This window comes from Streptomyces caeruleatus (assembly GCF_001514235.1).
GTDB classification, from domain to species: Bacteria; Actinomycetota; Actinomycetes; order Streptomycetales; family Streptomycetaceae; genus Streptomyces; species Streptomyces caeruleatus.
The window spans coordinates 586,474-603,315 of the sequence record NZ_KQ948927.1 but is presented as its reverse complement, the minus strand read 5'-3'; the positions used below and the strand labels follow the sequence as shown (position 1 = coordinate 603,315).

Below are 16,842 nucleotides of genomic sequence, written 5' to 3'. Positions count from 1 at the left end.
CGTCAGATTTCGCTAGCTGCTTGCGGAGGGACCGGTCTTAACCGACCGCGCCTTCCATCTGCAGCTCGATCAGCCGGTTGAGCTCGAGGGCGTACTCCATGGGCAGCTCCTTGGCGATCGGCTCGACGAAGCCGCGCACGATCATCGCCATCGCCTCGAACTCGCTCAGACCGCGGCTCATCAGGTAGAAGAGCTGGTCCTCGGAGACCTTGGAGACGGTCGCCTCGTGGCCCATGGACACGTCGTCCTCACGGACGTCCACGTAGGGGTACGTGTCGGAGCGGGAGATGGTGTCGACGAGCAGCGCGTCGCACAGCACGTTGGACTTCGAGCCGTGGGCGCCCTCGCCGATCTCGACCAGACCGCGGTACGAGGTACGGCCGCCACCACGCGCCACGGACTTCGACACGATGTTGGAGGAGGTGTTCGGCGCCATGTGGACCATCTTGGAGCCGGCGTCCTGGTGCTGCCCCTCGCCCGCGAAGGCGATGGACAGGGTCTCGCCCTTGGCGTGCTCGCCCATCAGGTAGACGGCCGGGTACTTCATCGTCACCTTGGAGCCGATGTTGCCGTCGATCCACTCCATGGTCGCGCCCTCGTAGGCGACGGCGCGCTTGGTGACCAGGTTGTAGACGTTGTTCGACCAGTTCTGGATGGTCGTGTAGCGGCAGCGGGCGTTCTTCTTGACGATGATCTCGACGACCGCGGAGTGCAGCGAGTCCGACTTGTAGATCGGGGCGGTGCAGCCCTCGACGTAGTGCACGTAGGCACCCTCGTCGACGATGATCAGGGTCCGCTCGAACTGGCCCATGTTCTCCGTGTTGATGCGGAAGTAGGCCTGGAGCGGGATCTCGACGTGCACGCCCGGCGGCACGTAGATGAAGGAGCCGCCCGACCACACGGCGGTGTTCAGCGACGCGAACTTGTTGTCGCCGACCGGGATGACGGTGCCGAAGTACTCCTTGAAGAGCTCCGGGTGCTCCTTCAGGGCCGTGTCGGTGTCCAGGAAGATGACGCCCTGCTCCTCCAGGTCCTCGCGGATCTGGTGGTAGACGACCTCGGACTCGTACTGGGCCGCGACACCGGCGACGAGGCGCTGCTTCTCCGCCTCGGGGATGCCGAGCTTGTCGTACGTGTTCTTGATGTCCTCGGGCAGGTCCTCCCAGGACTCCGCCTGCTTCTCCGTGGAACGCACGAAGTACTTGATGTTGTCGAAGTCGATGCCGGAGAGGTCCGAGCCCCAGTTCGGCATGGGCTTCTTGTCGAACAGCCGCAGGCCCTTGAGACGAAGCTTGGTCATCCAGTCCGGCTCGTTCTTCTTCGCGGAGATGTCACGGACGACGTCCTCGCTCAGACCACGCTTCGCAGAGGCGCCGGCTTCGTCGGAGTCGGCCCAGCCGTATTCGTACTTGCCCAGGCCCTCGAGCTCAGGGTGGGCAGTCTCCTCGATGGGGAGAGTCATGCGGGGTTCCTCCCGGCCGTGCTTGCAGATGCGTTATGTGAGGTGTGGGAAATCTTTGGGATGAACGTCGTGCAGACGCCGTCGCCGTGCGCGATGGTCGCCAGTCGCTGGACGTGCGTTCCGAGCAGCTCGGCGAAGATCTCGGTCTCCGCCTCGCACAGCTGGGGGAACTGCTCCGCGACATGGGCGACCGGGCAGTGGTGCTGGCAGAGCTGCTCGCCTTTTTGAGGGAGGGGTGCGCTGCGCGCCGTAGCAGCGTACCCGTCGGCGCTCAGGGCCTTGGCCAGGGCTTCGGTGCGCTCGTCCGGGCTGACGGCCTCGATCGCCTTGCGGTACGCGCTCGCCTGGGCGGCGATCCGTGCCCGGGCGAAGGCGGCGACCGCCTCGCTCCCGCCCTCGCGTTCGGCGATCCACTTCAGGGCGTCCGCGGCGAGCTTGTCGTACGACTGGTCGAAGGCGTCGCGGCCGCAGTCGGTGAGCGCGAAGACCTTGGCGGGACGGCCGCGCGTGCGCGTGCCGTACACCCGCTGTTCCCTGGCCTCCACGACATCGTCCACGACCAGCGCGTCCAGATGCCTGCGGACGGCGGCCTGGGTGAGCCCCAGCCGGCCCGCCAGCTCGGCGACGGTCGACGGCCCGTGGTCCAGGATGGACCGCGCGACCCGGTTGCGCGTCGAGCGCTCCCCGGTCGCGAGCTCCTCCTGAGGGGCCCCCGTGGGGGTCTCCCGAGCCTCGCCGACGTTTTTCACAACGCCATTGTTGCGTAATTCCTCAGGACCGGGCAAGCCGCGCCCGGCCGCCTCGACGGTGCGCTGCGTCACTTAGGTCTACCTAATCTGACCTGCGGAAATGATCTCTGATCGATCAATTCGGTGGCGTCGTACGGACCCGTCCGGAACACTCCCGAAGCATGTCCGCACCCCCTCCCACCGGCCCTCTTGTCACCCGGGGCACCCTCGGCGAGCAATTGCGCGAGCTGGGCGTCCAAAGCGGTGAAACCCTCCTTGTGCACTCCTCGCTCAGCTCGCTCGGCTGGGTCTGCGGAGGCCCCGTGGCGGTCGTCCAAGGTCTGCTCGACGCCCTCGGCCCGGACGGCACTCTGGTCGTCCCCAGCCAGAGCGGAGACCTGTCCGACCCGGCGGTGTGGAGCAACCCGCCCGTGCCCGAGGAGTGGTGGGAGGCGATCCGGGCCACCATGCCCGCGTACTACCCCCTGGTCACGCCCACACGCGGGGTCGGCGTCATCCCCGAAACCGTACGGACCTGGCCCGGAGCCCTGCGCAGCGCGCACCCGCAGACCTCCTTCGCCGCCGTCGGCCCGCGCGCGGCCGAGGTGCTGGACGGCCACGCCCTCGACTGCCGGCTCGGTGAGCGCAGCCCGCTGGCCCGGCTGGAGGCGCTCCACGCGCGCGTACTGCTGCTCGGCGCCGGCTACGACGCCTGCACTGGCTTCCATCTGGCCGAGTACCGGATCCCGACGCCGCTGGTGAAGGTGGGACGTCCGGGGCCCGCGGGCTGGGAGGTGGTCACCGAGGTGTCGATCAGCTCGGACCGGTTCGACGAGCTGGGTCACGACTTCGAGCGGGACCGTCCGGTCGTCCGCGGGAAGGTGGGCGCGGCCGACGCACGGCTGTTCCCGCTGGCGGACGCGGTGGCGTACGCCGAACGGTGGCTGGGGATACACCGGCCCCGCGCGGAGGAGATGTGAACCCGGCCGTTCGGGTTACCCGCCCCGTACCTAGACTCTGGAGCCATGCGAACTGAGCCCGTGCTCCAGGTCCAGGCCCTGGTGAAGCGGTACGGCGGCAAAACCGCGGTGGACGGCCTCGACCTGGTGGCCCGGGCCGGTGTCACCGCCGTACTCGGACCCAACGGCGCGGGCAAGACGACGACCGTGGAGACCTGCGAGGGATACCGGAAGCCGGACTCCGGCACGGTGCGCGTCCTTGGTCTGGACCCGGTGAGACAGTCCGGCGAGCTGCGGCCCCGGATCGGCGTGATGCTCCAGTCCGGCGGCGTCTACTCGGGCGCGCGGGCCGACGAGATGCTGCGCCATGTCGCCAGGCTGCACGCGCATCCCCTGGACGTCGACGCGCTCATCGAGCGGCTCGGGCTGGACAGCTGCGGCCGGACCACGTACCGCCGCCTCTCCGGCGGCCAGCAGCAGCGGCTCGCGCTCGCCATGGCCGTCGTCGGACGCCCGGAGCTGGTGTTCCTCGACGAGCCCACCGCCGGACTCGACCCGCAGGCCCGCCGGGCCACCTGGGACCTGATCCGGGACCTGCGCTCCGACGGCGTCTCCGTGATCCTCACCACCCACTACATGGACGAGGCCGAACAGCTCGCCGACGACGTGGCGATCATCGACGCCGGCCGGGTCATCGCCCAGGGCTCCCCGGAGGAGCTGTGCCGGGGCGGCGCCGAGAACACCCTGCGCTTCACCGGGCGTCCCGGCCTCGACGTGGGGTCCCTGCTGAAGGCCCTGCCCGCCGACTGCACGGCCGCGGAGCTCACGCCGGGCTCCTACCGCGTCGTCGGCAAGGTCGACCCCCAGCTGCTCGCGACCGTGACGTCGTGGTGTGCGCAGCACGGGGTGATGCCGGACCGCATCTCGGTCGAACGGCACACCCTGGAGGACGTCTTCCTGGAGCTCACCGGTAAGGAGTTGCGCGCGTGACCGCCGTCGGAACAGGTTCGGGTACGGGTACGTACGTCCCGAAGCCGGGTGCCGCCCCCCTCCCCCGCATGATCGCGGCGCAGGCGGCCCTGGAGACGAAGATGCTGCTGCGTAACGGCGAGCAGCTGCTGCTGACCGTCGTGATCCCGACCCTGCTGCTGGTCCTGTTCAGCTCGGTGGACATCGTCGACACCGGCTCCGGCGAGGCCGTCGACTTCCTCGCCCCCGGCATCCTCGCGCTCGCCGTGATGTCGACGGCGTTCACGGGACAGGCCATCGCCACGGGCTTCGAACGCCGGTACGGCGTGCTGAAGCGGCTGGCCTCCTCACCGCTGCCGCGCTGGGGCCTGATGACGGCGAAGACGGTGTCGGTGCTGGTCACCGAGGTGCTGCAGATCGCCCTGCTGACGGGGATCGCGTTCGCGCTCGGCTGGTCGCCGCACGGCAACCCGCTGGCCGTCCTGCTGCTCCTGCTCCTCGGCACGGCGGCCTTCTCCGGGCTGGGCCTGCTGATGGCCGGCACGCTCAAGGCGGAGGCCACGCTGGCCGCCGCCAACCTGGTCTTCCTGCTGCTGCTCGTCGGCGGCGGCGTGATCGTGCCGCTGGACAAGTTCCCGTCCGGCGCCCAGGACGTGCTCGGTCTGCTCCCCGTCTCGGCGCTCTCCGACGGACTGCGCGACGTGCTCCAGCACGGGGCCGGAACGCCCTGGGGCGACCTGGGGATCCTGGCCGTGTGGGCGGTCGTCGGGCTGGCGGCGGCCGGGCGCTGGTTCCGCTGGGAGTGACCTGGCGGGCAGGCCGAGCGGGACCCTCGTGAAAGCGTGCACAAGCGGCCGCCTACGATAGGGCGCGTGCCAAAGCTGACCCGCGCCGACGCCGTAGCGGCCGTGCGCAACCCGCTCGCCTTCATCGCCGCCCGCTGGACCCCGACCCCGAGGACGGTCCAACGGGCGGCTCTCGCCGCACTCGTGATGTCGGTGATCATCGTGGTCACCGGCGGCGCGGTGCGGCTCACCGGGTCCGGGCTCGGCTGCCCGACCTGGCCCAAGTGCACCGACGACTCGCTCACCGCGACCAGCGAGATGGGCCTGCACGGCGCCATCGAGTTCGGCAACCGCATGCTGACGTACGTGCTGTGCGCCGCCGTCGGCTGGGCGATCATCGCCGCGCGCTCCGAGAAGCCGTACCGGCGCGGTCTGACCCGGCTGGGCTGGGCCCAGTTCTGGATCGTGATGAGCAACGCGGTGCTCGGCGGCATCGTCGTGCTGGTCGGCCTGAACCCGTACACGGTCGCGGCCCACTTCGTGGCGACGTCCGCCCTGATCGCGGTCGCCACCGTGATGTGGCAGCGCACCCGGGAGGGCGACGCCACACCGCGGCCGCTGGTCGGCAAGGCCGTGCAGCAGCTGGTGTGGGTGCTGGTCGGGGCGTCGGTGCTGCTGATCCTGGTCGGCACGGTGGTCACCGGAGCCGGGCCGCACGCGGGCGACTCCAGCGAGGTCGAGCGGATGCCGGTCGACTGGGAGACGGTCACCAAGCTGCACGCCGTACTGGCCTGGATCGTGGTCACGCTGACCTTCGCCCTGTGGTTCGTCCTCAAGGCGGTCGACGCCCCGAAGGGCCCGCTGAACCGCACCCGCGACCTCTTCCTGATCCTCCTCGCCCAGGGCGTCATCGGTTACGTCCAGTACTTCACGGACCTCCCGGAGATCCTGGTCGGTCTGCACATGCTCGGCTCGGCCGTGACCTGGATCGCGGTGCTGCGGGTGATGCTGGCCCTGCGGGAACGGCCGTTCGACGAGACCGCGGTCCCGGCCCCGGCGGCCGAGGCGGCGGTCGGCACGCGCGCGTGAGTCAGCCGTACGCCGTCACCAGCCCGTCGATCGCCGGTCCCAGGTAGCCCCGCGTCAGCCCGGCCCTGCGCGCCGTCCACGCGCCGGTCGGCGCCGGCGCGGCGGCGTCGTAGCGGCGCCTGCGGATGTCCTCGACGACCTCGGCGGGCGCCCCGAGGCCGGGGAGCAGGTCCAGGGCCTCGCGCTTGGAGATCAGCCGGCCGTCACGCAGGGTCACGCTCGCCCGGGCGAAGGTGATCGTCCCCAGGTCGACCCACACATCGCGGGTCCACAGCGGGGCGTTGTCGACGGCCGGCCGCCAGAAGTCCCGCTGATCACGTAGGACGAACTCGGCGAGCTCACGGTCCCGCACCGGCGGCAGCAGCCCGGCGGGCGCCCGCCCGTGCAGCACCCGGCCGAAGACGTGCAGCTCGCGCCGGGTCACCGGGCTCACCGTCCGTTTGAACAGCTCCTGGTGCGCCCAGGTGAGGTGACGCCGGCCGGCGTCGTCCGCCGTGTCCGGCGTCAGGTACGTGCAGTGCAGCAGCGCCGCGAGCGGCTCGGCCCGCAGCCTGGCGTGGAGCTTCGCCAGCCGCCAGACGGTGCCCGGGGTCAGCGGGCCTTCCAGTACGGCGATCAGGTCCAGGTCGCTGCGGCCCTCCTGGTAGTCGCCGCCGGCGAGCGACCCGTGCGCCCAGACGGCGACGGGCTCCAGTGCGGTCAGTTCGTGCAGGAAGCGGTCGAGTAAGGCATCGGTCGGCATGGGCCCAGTCTGGACAGCTCACTCCACCCCGTAAACCCGTCTTGCGTTGCCCGCCGCCACCATCCCGGCCACCCGTTGCGCGTCCCCCAGGGACCACGCCCCCTCGGCGACCCACCCGCCGAGCACCCTGGCGAGCGCCTCGCGGAAGAGCCGGGCGCCCACCACGTGCAGCTCGGGCAGGCCCTGCGCCCCGCTGGAGAAGAGGATCTTGCCGAAGGGGGCCATTTCGAGGATCTCGGCGAGGATCGTGGCCGCGCGGGCGCCGGTGCGGATGAGGGCGGCGCCGGAGTCGGCGTAGACGTGCGGGAAGACGCCGGCCAGGTGGGCGGCGTGCCGGTGGTACGGGTAGCCGTGCAGCAGGATCAGGTCGGTGCCGAGGCCGGCCGTGGCCCGGACGAAGTCCGTGAGCAGTACCGGGTCCGTACGGTCGATGCGCAGCCCCGGCTCCCCCAGCCCGGCGTGCAGTTGCAGCGGCAGCCCCGAGGCCACCGCGATCCACAGCAGATGGCGCAGCAGCACCGGGTCGCTCAGCTCGCCGCCGACCCTGCGCGCGGCCAGCCAGCGGCCCGCCGCGCCCCGTACCTCTCCCGGCCCGGGCGGTTCGGGCGCGAGCGCGAGACCGTGGCGTACGCCCGCCACGGAGGTGAAGGCCACCGCGTTCGCCGCCGCGCCGTGCACCGACTCGGCGAGGTTGGCCAGGAAGGACTCGACGGTGCCGGAGGTGTCGGCGACCTGTTCGGCGAGGAGTTCGAGCCGCACGATCTCGTGGACCTCGGCGGACGCGGTGGACGCCATCTCCGGGGGGCCGGTGAGGTCGCCGGGCAGGCCGGTGTCGATCAGATACGTCGTGATGCCGCTGCCCCGCAGCAGCCGCCGGCCCGCCTCCAGTACGCCGAGCTCACGACGTCTGGCCAGGTAGTGGGCGGGAGCGCAGTGCGGTTCCAGGCCGAGTAACGGCGGGCACCAGCGGCGTACGGCGAACCCGGTCTGGGTGTCGAAGAGCGTGGTGCCGGGCGCGGGCGGGCCCTCGGTGCGGGCCAGCTGGGCCTCGAAGGTGCCGAGACCCAGCTCTGTTCTGAGCACCCCGTGGCAGTACTGGTCCACGAGGGACGGCGTTTCGATCATCCGGGCTCCCCGTCAGCAGGACCGTGTGCTTCTCACAGGTCCTAACGGGTGAACCGGGGAGGAGGTGGCGCCGCAGAGCTCGGGTGGTGCGGTGATTTGGCGACTACAGGTCGCATGTGGTTGATCGCGCAGTTCCCCGCGCCCCTTACGGGGCGCTGCTCAACCGCCGATTTGGATACCGGCCATCCTCTTCCACTCGTACTCGCTCGTCGTCACCTTTGCCGCGAACTCGCCGTCGAAGGACTCGTGGCGGGTGATCCCGGCCTTCTCCACCGCCTGCTCGGCGATCTCGTACGTCGGTGCCACCAGGTCGCCCCAGCCGCCGTCCTCGCCGACGAGCACGATGCGGGCGCCGCGCTGTCCGATGTACGCGACCTGGGCCTCGGCGCCACCGTGGGACTTCGCGAAGGCGTTGATCTGCTTGGCCAGCTTGGCCACCTTGTCTGCCATGGCCAGGATGCTACCGACGAGTAGATCGAATGGCGACGGGTGGGGTGCGTGACCCGCGCCTCAGGGCCCCTGCTCAGGGCCCCGTGTCCCAGGGGCGCCTACCGCAGGAAGGGATCCACCGCGACGGCCACGAACAGCAGCGACACATAGGTGATCGACCAGTGGAACAGCCGCATCTCCTTCAGCTTCCCGCCCGTCACCTCGGCCTTCGCCCGGTTCTGCAGGGCGTGCGCCTCCCACAGCCACCAGCCGCCCGCGGCCAGCGCGACCGCGGTGTAGAACCAGCCCGTGTAGCCGAGCGGCGTCAACAGCAGGGACACCGCGACCATCACCCAGCTGTAGATGACGATCTGCTTGGCGACGACCTTGTTGGAGGCGATGACGGGGAGCATGGGCACGCCCACGCGCGCGTAGTCCTCTTTCACCTTCATGGACAGCGGCCAGTAGTGCGGCGGCGTCCAGAAGAAGATGACCAGGAAGAGGATGAGCGGCGCCCAGGTGAGGGAGTTCGTGACGGCCGTCCAGCCGATCAGCACCGGCATACAGCCCGCGATACCGCCCCACACGATGTTCTGCGAGGTACGGCGCTTGAGGATCATCGTGTAGACGACGACGTAGAAGAGGAGTGCTCCGAGGGAGAGCCAGGCGCTCAGCCAGTTGACGGTGAGGCCGAACAGCAGCGTGGAGGCGACGGCCAGCGTGATGCCGAAGGCCAGGCACTCGCGCGGGCTCACCATGCCGGTGACCAGCGGGCGCTGCGAGGTGCGGTCCATGAGCGCGTCGATGTCGCGGTCGATGTACATGTTCAGCGCGTTGGCGCCGCCCGCGGACAGGTAGCCGCCGACGCAGGTGAGCAGCACCAGACCGAGGTCGGGCACGCCCTGCTCGGCCAGGAACATCACCGGAACGGTGGTGATGAGCAGCAGCTCGATGATCCGCGGCTTCGTCAGCGCCACGAACCCCATGACCCGGGCCCTGACCGGCCGCCGGCTCGGGCTCTGGCTCGTCCCGATAATCCCCGCTGGACGGGATTCAACGGCCGTCACGCACACCCCTGACAGAGACATCCCAGCGAGCCTCCCCGTGTGAAGTCCCGGTAAAGGCTCGCGCGTACCACGCCACTGTAGACGTTGCCCAGACCCGGACATTCGCGGGGGTGGGGTCGTGTTGGAGGGCACCGTCCGACGGGCGCGCCGAAGCTCGATTGAGCACCCGGATGAGCGGCTGCGTATTCACTTGCCGAATGCGGAACGACCCGGTCGGGAGGCACATCCCGGCGACTCCCGGCAGTCTGGAATGACTCGAAAAAACGCACGTACTTCCGGGGGTAGGCTCGACAACGGCCGGCCGACGCCGAGAACGCCGGCAGCCGGTGGGCGTGTGCCCGTGACACCGGCAACCGACATGTGGAGAGGAGCCCTGACCCAGGGTGAGCACCAAGCCGACCACCACAGACCTCGAGTGGACCGAGTTGGACCAGCGGGCCGTGGACACCGCCCGCGTCCTGGCCGCCGACGCCGTACAGAAGGTCGGTAACGGCCATCCGGGTACGGCGATGAGCCTGGCGCCTGCCGCCTACACCCTCTTCCAGAAGGTGATGCGGCACGACCCGGCGGACGCCGACTGGGTCGGGCGCGACCGCTTCGTGCTGTCCGCCGGCCATTCGTCCCTGACCCTCTACACCCAGCTGTACCTGGCCGGCTTCGGCCTGGAGCTGGACGACCTGAAGGCGTTCCGGACGTGGGGCTCGAAGACCCCCGGCCACCCGGAGTACGGCCACACCACGGGCGTCGAGACGACGACCGGCCCGCTGGGCCAGGGTGTCGCCAACGCTGTCGGCATGGCGATGGCCGCCCGCTACGAGCGCGGTCTGTTCGACCCCGAGGCCGCCGAGGGCACCTCCCCCTTCGACCACTTCGTCTACGTCATCGCCGGTGACGGCTGCCTCCAGGAGGGCATCTCCGCCGAGGCGTCCTCGATGGCCGGCCACCAGAAGCTCGGCAACCTGGTCCTGCTGTGGGACGACAACCACATCTCGATCGAGGGCGACACGGAGACGGCCGTCTCCGAGGACACCGTCAAGCGGTACGAGGCGTACGGCTGGCACGTCCAGCGCGTCGAGCCGCAGGCCAACGGCGACCTCGACCCGGCCGCCATCTACGACGCGATCCAGCAGGCGAAGGCGGTCACCGACAAGCCGTCCTTCATCGCGATGCGCTCGATCATCGCCTGGCCGGCCCCGAACGCGCAGAACACCGAGGCCGCGCACGGCTCGGCGCTCGGCGACGACGAGGTCGCGGCCACCAAGCGCGTCCTCGGCTTCGACCCGGAGCAGTCCTTCGAGGTCTCCGACGAGGTCATCGGCCACACCCGCGGCGCCCTGGAGCGCGGCCAGGCCGCCCGTGCCGTGTGGGAGAAGTCGTTCCAGCAGTGGCGGGACAACAACCCGGAGCGCGCGGCCGAGTTCGACCGCATCAGCAAGGGCGAGCTGCCCACCGGCTGGGAGGAGAAGCTCCCGGTCTTCGAGCCCGGCAAGGGCGTCGCGACGCGTGCCGCGTCCGGCAAGATCCTCCAGGCGCTGGGTGCGGTCATCCCGGAGCTGTGGGGCGGCTCGGCCGACCTGGCGGGCTCCAACAACACGACGATCGACAAGACGTCGTCGTTCCTCCCGGCGGACAACCCGCTCCCGGAGGCGAACCCGTACGGCCGCACGATCCACTTCGGTATCCGCGAGCACTCCATGGCCGCGGAGATGAACGGCATCGCGCTGCACGGCAACACCCGTATCTACGGCGGCACGTTCCTCGTGTTCTCCGACTACATGCGCAACGCCGTCCGGCTGTCGGCGCTGATGCACCTGCCGGTGACGTACGTGTGGACGCACGACTCCATCGGTCTCGGCGAGGACGGCCCGACGCACCAGCCGGTCGAGCACCTCGCGTCGCTGCGGGCGATTCCGGGACTGAACGTGGTCCGTCCGGCCGACGCCAACGAGACCGCCATCGCCTGGCGCGAGATCCTCAAGCGCTGGACCAAGGAGTTCGGCAAGGGCGCCCCGCACGGCCTCGCGCTGACCCGCCAGGGTGTGCCGACGTACGAGGCCAACGAGGACGCCGCGCGCGGCGGTTACGTGCTGTTCGAGGCAGAGGGCGGCGACGCCCAGGTCGTCCTGATCGCGACCGGGTCCGAGGTGCACGTGGCCGTCGAGGCGCGCGAGCAGCTGCAGGCCGACGGGGTGCCGACGCGGGTCGTGTCGATGCCGTCCGTGGAGTGGTTCGAGGAGCAGGACCAGGGGTACCGGGACAGCGTCCTGCCGCCGGCCGTCAGGGCGCGGGTCGCGGTGGAGGCCGGGATCGGTCTCACCTGGCACAAGTACGTCGGGGACGCGGGTCGCATCGTTTCCCTGGAGCACTTCGGTGCTTCCGCCGACGGCAAGGTCCTCTTCCGGGAGTACGGCTTCACTGCCGAGAACGTGGCTGCTGTCGCACGGGCTGTGCTTGATTCGACTACGGGCCTCGCCGCGACCCAGCGCTGACGCTCATATACGAGACGTAGGAGTTTGATTTTCCATGACAGACGCACTGAAGCGCCTCTCCGAGGAGGGCGTCGCGATCTGGCTGGACGACCTGTCGCGCCAGCGCATCACGTCCGGCAATCTCGCCGAGCTGATCGACCAGCAGCACGTCGTGGGTGTCACGACCAACCCGTCGATCTTCCAGAAGGCGATCAGCGGCGGTGAGGGCTACGAGCAGCAGGTCGCCGACCTCGCCGCCCGCAAGGTGACGGTCGAAGAGGCCATCCGCATGATCACCACGGCGGACGTCCGGGACGCCGCCGACATCCTGCGCCCGGTCTTCGACGCGACCGGCGGCCAGGACGGCCGGGTGTCGATCGAGGTCGACCCGCGGCTGGCCCACAACACCAAGGCGACGGTCGCCGAGGCCAAGCAGCTGGCCTGGCTGGTGGACCGCCCGAACACCCTGATCAAGATCCCGGCCACCAAGGCGGGCCTTCCGGCGATCACCGAGGTCATCGGCCTCGGCATCAGCGTGAACGTCACGCTGATCTTCTCGCTGGAGCGTTACCGCGAGGTCATGAACGCCTACCTCGCGGGCCTGGAGAAGGCCAAGGCCAGGGGCCTGGACCTGTCCAAGATCCAGTCCGTGGCGTCCTTCTTCGTCTCCCGTGTGGACACCGAGATCGACAAGCGGATCGACGCGCTCGGCACCGACGCGGCCAAGGCCGCGCGCGGCAAGGCGGGCGTGGCCAACGCTCGGCTCGCCTACCAGGCGTACGAGGAGGTCTTCTCCGACGGCCGCTGGAGCGCGCTGGAGAACGCGGGCGCCAACAAGCAGCGTCCGCTGTGGGCCTCGACCGGCGTGAAGGACAAGGCCTACAAGCCGACCCTGTACGTCGACGACCTGGTCGCGCCGAACACGGTCAACACCATGCCGGAGGCCACCCTGGAGGCCACCGAGGCCCAGGGCGAGATCACCGGCAACACCATCGCGGGCACCTACCAGCAGGCACGCGCCGACCTGGACGCGGTGGAGGCGCTCGGCATCTCGTACGACGAGGTGGTGCAGCTGCTGGAGGACGAGGGCGTCGAGAAGTTCGAGGCGTCCTGGAACGACCTGCTCAAGTCGACCGAGGCAGAGCTGGAGCGCCTCGCCCCCTCGGAGGGCTGATCCCTTGTCACCCTTTACCGTCACGGAAGCGAACCCGCTTCGTGACGCCGCCGACCGACGGCTCCCGCGTATCGCGGGGCCGTCGGGCCTGGTGATTTTCGGCGTTACGGGCGATTTGTCACGTAAGAAGCTGATGCCGGCGGTTTATGACCTCGCCAACCGGGGTCTGCTGCCGCCGGGTTTCTCGCTGGTCGGCTTCGCCCGCCGCGAGTGGGCCCACGAGGACTTCGCTCAGGAGGTCCACGACGCGGTCAAGGAGCATGCCCGCACCCCCTTCCGTGAGGAGGTCTGGCAGCAGCTCATCCAGGGCATGCGCTTCGTGCAGGGCACCTTCGACGACGACGACGCCTTCGAGCGGCTGCGCGGCACCATCGAGGAACTGGACAAGGCGCAGGGCACGGGCGGCAACTTCGCCTTCTACCTCTCGGTGCCGCCGAGCTCCTTCCCGGTGGTCATCCAGCAGCTGAAGAAGCACGGCCTCGCCGACCAGACGAGCAGCTCCTGGCGCCGCGCGGTCATCGAGAAGCCGTTCGGGCACAACCTGGAGTCGGCCGAGGAGCTCAACAAGGTCGTCCACGAGGTCTTCGCCCCGGACCAGGTCTTCCGGATCGACCACTACCTGGGCAAGGAGACCGTCCAGAACATCCTGGCGCTGCGCTTCGCCAACACCATGTTCGAGCCGATCTGGAACCGTTCCTTCGTGGACCACGTCCAGATCACCATGGCCGAGGACATCGGCATCGGCGGCCGCGCCGGCTACTACGACGGCATCGGCGCCGCCCGTGACGTCATCCAGAACCACCTCCTCCAGCTCATGGCCCTGACGGCCATGGAGGAGCCCGCCTCCTTCGACGCGGACGCGCTGGCGGCGGAGAAGACCAAGGTGCTCGGTGCCGTACGGCTGCCGAAGGACCTGGGCCGGGACACGGTGTTCGGGCAGTACGCGGCCGGCTGGCAGGGCGGCGAGAAGGCGGTCGGGTACCTCCAGGAGGAGGGCATCGACGCCAACTCGAAGACCGACACGTACGCCGCGATCAGGCTGGGCATCGACAACCGCCGCTGGGCGGGCGTCCCCTTCTATCTGCGCACCGGCAAGCGGCTCGGCCGCCGTGTCACCGAGATCGCGGTCGTCTTCCAGCGCGCCCCGCACTCCCCCTTCGACCACACGGCGACGGAGGAGCTCGGCAAGAACGCGATCGTCATCCGCGTCCAGCCGGACGAGGGCGTCACGGTCCGCTTCGGTTCGAAGGTGCCGGGCACGTCGATGGAGATCCGGGACGTGTCGATGGACTTCGCCTACGGCGAGTCGTTCACCGAGTCCTCGCCCGAGGCGTACGAGCGCCTGATCCTGGACGTCCTGCTGGGCGACTCGAACCTCTTCCCGCGCACCGAGGAGGTCGAGCTGTCCTGGAAGATCCTCGACCCGATCGAGGAGTACTGGGACCAGCACGGCAGGCCCGCCCAGTACCCGGCTGGTACCTGGGGCCCCGTCGAGGCGGACGAAATGCTCGAGCGAGACGGACGGAGCTGGCGCCGGCCATGAAGATAGACCTGACCGACACCACGTCCAGCAAAATCAACAAGGCGCTGGTGCAGGGCCGTCGGGCCATCGGCACGCCGGCCGTCGGCATGGTGCTCACGCTGGTCATCGTGACGGACGAGGAGAACGCGTACGACGCCCTGAAGGCGGCGAACGACGCCTCGCACGAGCACCCCTCGCGCACACTGGTCGTCATCAAGCGCGTGTCACGCTCGCCCCGCGACCGTACGCAGTCCCGGCTGGACGCCGAGGTGCGGGTGGGCGCGGACGCGGGCAGCGGCGAGACGGTGGTGCTGCGGCTGTACGGCGAGGTGTCCGAGCACGCGCAGTCGGTGGTCCTGCCGCTCCTCCTGCCGGACGCCCCGGTGGTGGTCTGGTGGCCGGTGAACGCCCCGCTCGACCCGGCGAACGACCCGCTGGGCGCGCTGGCCCAGCGCCGGGTGACCGACACCTACGCCTCGGAGCAGCCGGTACGCGAGCTCTCGGCGCGGGCCGACACGTACACCCCCGGCGACACCGACCTGTCCTGGACCCGGATCACGCCGTGGCGCTCGATGCTCGCGGCGGCTCTGGACCAGGTGGTCTGCGAGGTGAAGGCCGTCGAGGTGGAGGGCGAGGAGTTCAACCCGAGCTGTGAGCTGCTGGCGATGTGGCTCGCGGACCGGCTGGACGTCCCCGTCAAGCGGTCGCTGTCCTCGGGCCCCGGTCTGACGGCGGTGCGTATGGACACCGACTGCGGCCCGATCACGCTGGACCGTGCGGACGGCTCCCTGGCGACCCTCTCCATCCAGGGCCAGCCGGACCGCGGTGTGGCGCTGAAGCGGCGCGAGACGGCCGAGCTGATCGCGGAGGAACTGCGGCGGCTCGACCCGGACGACACGTACGCGTCGGCCCTGCGGTTCGGGGTGGAGCGGCTGAACTCCGGGCTGGTTTCGGCGGTTCGGGGCGCCGAGGCCGCAGAGGCGGCGGTGGCGAAGGCCGTGCAGGCCGTGGCGCTGGCCGAGGCCGCTGTGGCGAGGGCGGAGGAGTCGCCCGCGGACCAGGGCGAGGGGTCCGCTGCGGGCGAGGCCGACGCGGGCGGGGCCGATGCGCGTGGGGCCGATGCGGGTGGGGCCGGGGAGGGATCGCCGGCGCCGGCCAAAGGAGCAGCCGTCGGAACGCCCGCCGAGATCGCTGCGAAAGCAGCCGCGGCATCCGCGTCCGCGAAGGAAACGAAGGCGCAGGAACCGGTGACGAAGGCGGCGGCGAAGTGAGTACTCCGCAGCTGGTCGTGCACCGCGACAAGGCACTGATGGCGCAGGCCGCGGCGGCCCGGCTGATCACGAAGATCGTGGACGCGCAGGCCTCCCGGGGCAGCGCGTCCGTGGTCCTCACGGGCGGCCGCAACGGCAACGGTCTCCTCGCCGCGCTCGCGGCCGCCCCCGCGCGGGACGCGATCGACTGGAGCCGGCTGGATCTCTGGTGGGGCGACGAACGCTTCCTCCCCGAGGGCGATCCGGAGCGCAACGTCACGCAGGCCCGCGAGGCCCTGCTGGACTCTGTGCCGCTGGATCCGAAGCGGGTGCATGCCATGCCGGCGTCGGACGGGCCGTTCGGCGCGGATGTGGAGGCGGCCGCTTCCTCGTACGCGGAGGAGTTGGCGAGGGCCGCGGGCCCCGAGAACCACGGATCCGTGCCCACCTTCGACGTCCTGATGCTGGGCGTGGGGCCCGACACGCATGTGGCCTCGCTCTTCCCCGAGCTTCCCGCGGTACGGGAGACGGACCGCAGTGTCGTCGGCGTCCACGGGGCGCCGAAGCCGCCGCCGACGCGGGTGACGCTCACGCTTCCCGCGATCCGGGCTGCGCGGGAGGTGTGGCTGCTGGCGGCCGGCGAGGACAAGGCTCGGGCCGCGGCTATCGCCCTCTCCGGGGCGGGGGAGATCCAGGCGCCGGCCGCCGGGGCGTACGGGCGTTCCCGGACGCTGTGGTTGCTGGACGCGGCGGCGGCATCGCAGCTGCCTCGGTCGCTGTATCCGCCGGCGTCGGCGTGAGCGGTTAGGGCCGACGGGGGTCTGTTTTCGCCCCCGCCGCCCCTACCCATCCCATCCCCAGGGGCTCCGCCCCTTCGACCCCGGGGTCGTCTTTCGGGTGCAGCCCGGCGGGGGCTGGTCGCGCCCTCGCGGCGGAGCCGCAAATCGACACAGCCCCGCACCCCTTCTGGGGCTCCGCCCCAGACCCCGCTCCTCAAACGCCGGAGGGGCTGAATTTGCCGGACCGGGGCTGGATCTTTCAACCCATCCGGCGTTCGAGGACGAGCCCCCGTC

Annotated in this window: 15 protein-coding genes; 9 read left to right on the top strand and 6 right to left on the bottom strand. The window is 70.3% G+C overall.

Translation table 11 applies throughout. The features are described from left to right. Positions 1-37 precede the first annotated feature (37 nt). Positions 38-1,462 (bottom strand): Fe-S cluster assembly protein SufB, encoded by a 1,425-nt coding sequence (sufB, locus tag AQJ67_RS15000; RefSeq protein ID WP_062719203.1) that lies wholly within the window; start codon positions 1,460-1,462, stop codon positions 38-40. Beyond that, positions 1,459-2,211 (bottom strand): helix-turn-helix transcriptional regulator, encoded by a 753-nt coding sequence (locus AQJ67_RS14995; RefSeq protein WP_062719202.1) that lies wholly within the window; start codon positions 2,209-2,211, stop codon positions 1,459-1,461. Before AQJ67_RS14995 ends, sufB begins: the two co-directional genes overlap by 4 nt. Before the next feature lie 161 nt (positions 2,212-2,372). On the opposite strand from AQJ67_RS14995, the gene AQJ67_RS14990 reads away from it, so the two are divergent. The 4 genes from AQJ67_RS14990 to AQJ67_RS14975 all read left to right on the top strand — a co-directional run bounded on the left by AQJ67_RS14990 (position 2,373) and on the right by AQJ67_RS14975 (position 5,992). Then, positions 2,373-3,170, top strand: coding sequence for an AAC(3) family N-acetyltransferase (locus tag AQJ67_RS14990; protein ID WP_062719201.1), 798 nt, complete (start codon positions 2,373-2,375; stop codon positions 3,168-3,170). Between the two features lie 45 nt (positions 3,171-3,215). Continuing rightward, complete coding sequence (locus tag AQJ67_RS14985) at positions 3,216-4,139, top strand: ABC transporter ATP-binding protein (protein WP_062719200.1); 924 nt, start codon at positions 3,216-3,218, stop codon at positions 4,137-4,139. Positions 4,140-4,207: 68 nt separating this feature from the next. Further along, on the top strand, positions 4,208-4,924 hold the full coding sequence (locus AQJ67_RS14980) for an ABC transporter permease (RefSeq protein WP_062719374.1): 717 nt from the start codon (positions 4,208-4,210) through the stop codon (positions 4,922-4,924). A gap of 75 nt (positions 4,925-4,999) precedes the next feature. Further along, on the top strand, positions 5,000-5,992 hold the full coding sequence (locus AQJ67_RS14975; RefSeq protein ID WP_425264157.1) for a COX15/CtaA family protein: 993 nt from the start codon (positions 5,000-5,002) through the stop codon (positions 5,990-5,992). A gap of 1 nt (position 5,993) precedes the next feature. Here the strand turns inward: AQJ67_RS14975 and AQJ67_RS14970 are convergent, their stop codons facing one another. From AQJ67_RS14970 to AQJ67_RS14955, 4 genes are all read right to left on the bottom strand, one after another. Then, positions 5,994-6,734 (bottom strand): nucleotidyltransferase domain-containing protein, encoded by a 741-nt coding sequence (locus tag AQJ67_RS14970; RefSeq protein WP_062719198.1) that lies wholly within the window; start codon positions 6,732-6,734, stop codon positions 5,994-5,996. An 18-nt stretch (positions 6,735-6,752) separates the two neighbouring features. Beyond that, positions 6,753-7,859 carry an amidohydrolase family protein gene (locus AQJ67_RS14965; protein WP_062719197.1) on the bottom strand — a complete coding sequence of 369 codons (1,107 nt, stop codon included), beginning with the start codon at positions 7,857-7,859 and terminating at the stop codon, positions 6,753-6,755. Positions 7,860-8,018: 159 nt separating this feature from the next. Then, positions 8,019-8,309 (bottom strand): hypothetical protein, encoded by a 291-nt coding sequence (locus tag AQJ67_RS14960; RefSeq protein WP_062719196.1) that lies wholly within the window; start codon positions 8,307-8,309, stop codon positions 8,019-8,021. A 98-nt stretch (positions 8,310-8,407) separates the two neighbouring features. Further along, complete coding sequence (locus AQJ67_RS14955; protein ID WP_208614961.1) at positions 8,408-9,376, bottom strand: heme o synthase; 969 nt, start codon at positions 9,374-9,376, stop codon at positions 8,408-8,410. Positions 9,377-9,738: 362 nt separating this feature from the next. On the opposite strand from AQJ67_RS14955, the gene tkt reads away from it, so the two are divergent. Genes tkt through pgl form a run of 5 tightly spaced genes read left to right on the top strand, consistent with a single transcriptional unit; the run spans position 9,739 to position 16,569 of the window. After that, complete coding sequence (tkt, locus tag AQJ67_RS14950) at positions 9,739-11,844, top strand: transketolase (protein ID WP_062719194.1); 2,106 nt, start codon at positions 9,739-9,741, stop codon at positions 11,842-11,844. Positions 11,845-11,878: 34 nt separating this feature from the next. Further along, positions 11,879-12,997: a transaldolase gene (tal, locus tag AQJ67_RS14945; RefSeq protein ID WP_062719193.1), complete on the top strand. Its 1,119-nt coding sequence runs from the start codon at positions 11,879-11,881 to the stop codon at positions 12,995-12,997. Positions 12,998-13,001: 4 nt separating this feature from the next. Beyond that, positions 13,002-14,540, top strand: coding sequence for a glucose-6-phosphate dehydrogenase (gene zwf, locus AQJ67_RS14940; protein ID WP_062719192.1), 1,539 nt, complete (start codon positions 13,002-13,004; stop codon positions 14,538-14,540). Next, the gene (gene opcA / locus AQJ67_RS14935; RefSeq protein ID WP_062719191.1) at positions 14,537-15,790 is read left to right on the top strand and encodes a glucose-6-phosphate dehydrogenase assembly protein OpcA; all 1,254 of its coding nucleotides are present in this window, start codon (positions 14,537-14,539) and stop codon (positions 15,788-15,790) included. The genes zwf and opcA overlap by 4 nt, the downstream gene beginning before the upstream one ends. Continuing rightward, the gene (pgl, locus tag AQJ67_RS14930; protein WP_062719190.1) at positions 15,787-16,569 is read left to right on the top strand and encodes a 6-phosphogluconolactonase; all 783 of its coding nucleotides are present in this window, start codon (positions 15,787-15,789) and stop codon (positions 16,567-16,569) included. Before opcA ends, pgl begins: the two co-directional genes overlap by 4 nt. Positions 16,570-16,842: the final 273 nt, after the last annotated feature.

Excerpts from the sequence above, each read along its gene's own strand:
- sufB (WP_062719203.1), bottom strand. The coding sequence starts at position 1,462 with ATGACTCTCCCCATCGAGGAGACTGCCCACCCTGAGCTCGAGGGCCTG.
- opcA (WP_062719191.1), top strand. The coding sequence starts at position 14,537 with ATGAAGATAGACCTGACCGACACCACGTCCAGCAAAATCAACAAGGCG.
- AQJ67_RS14970 (WP_062719198.1), bottom strand. The coding sequence starts at position 6,734 with ATGCCGACCGATGCCTTACTCGACCGCTTCCTGCACGAACTGACCGCA.
- AQJ67_RS14980 (WP_062719374.1), top strand. The coding sequence starts at position 4,208 with ATGATCGCGGCGCAGGCGGCCCTGGAGACGAAGATGCTGCTGCGTAAC.
- AQJ67_RS14965 (WP_062719197.1), bottom strand. The coding sequence starts at position 7,859 with ATGATCGAAACGCCGTCCCTCGTGGACCAGTACTGCCACGGGGTGCTC.
- AQJ67_RS14985 (WP_062719200.1), top strand. The coding sequence starts at position 3,216 with ATGCGAACTGAGCCCGTGCTCCAGGTCCAGGCCCTGGTGAAGCGGTAC.
- tal (WP_062719193.1), top strand. The coding sequence starts at position 11,879 with ATGACAGACGCACTGAAGCGCCTCTCCGAGGAGGGCGTCGCGATCTGG.
- AQJ67_RS14960 (WP_062719196.1), bottom strand. The coding sequence starts at position 8,309 with ATGGCAGACAAGGTGGCCAAGCTGGCCAAGCAGATCAACGCCTTCGCG.
- AQJ67_RS14990 (WP_062719201.1), top strand. The coding sequence starts at position 2,373 with ATGTCCGCACCCCCTCCCACCGGCCCTCTTGTCACCCGGGGCACCCTC.
- AQJ67_RS14955 (WP_208614961.1), bottom strand. The coding sequence starts at position 9,376 with ATGTCTCTGTCAGGGGTGTGCGTGACGGCCGTTGAATCCCGTCCAGCG.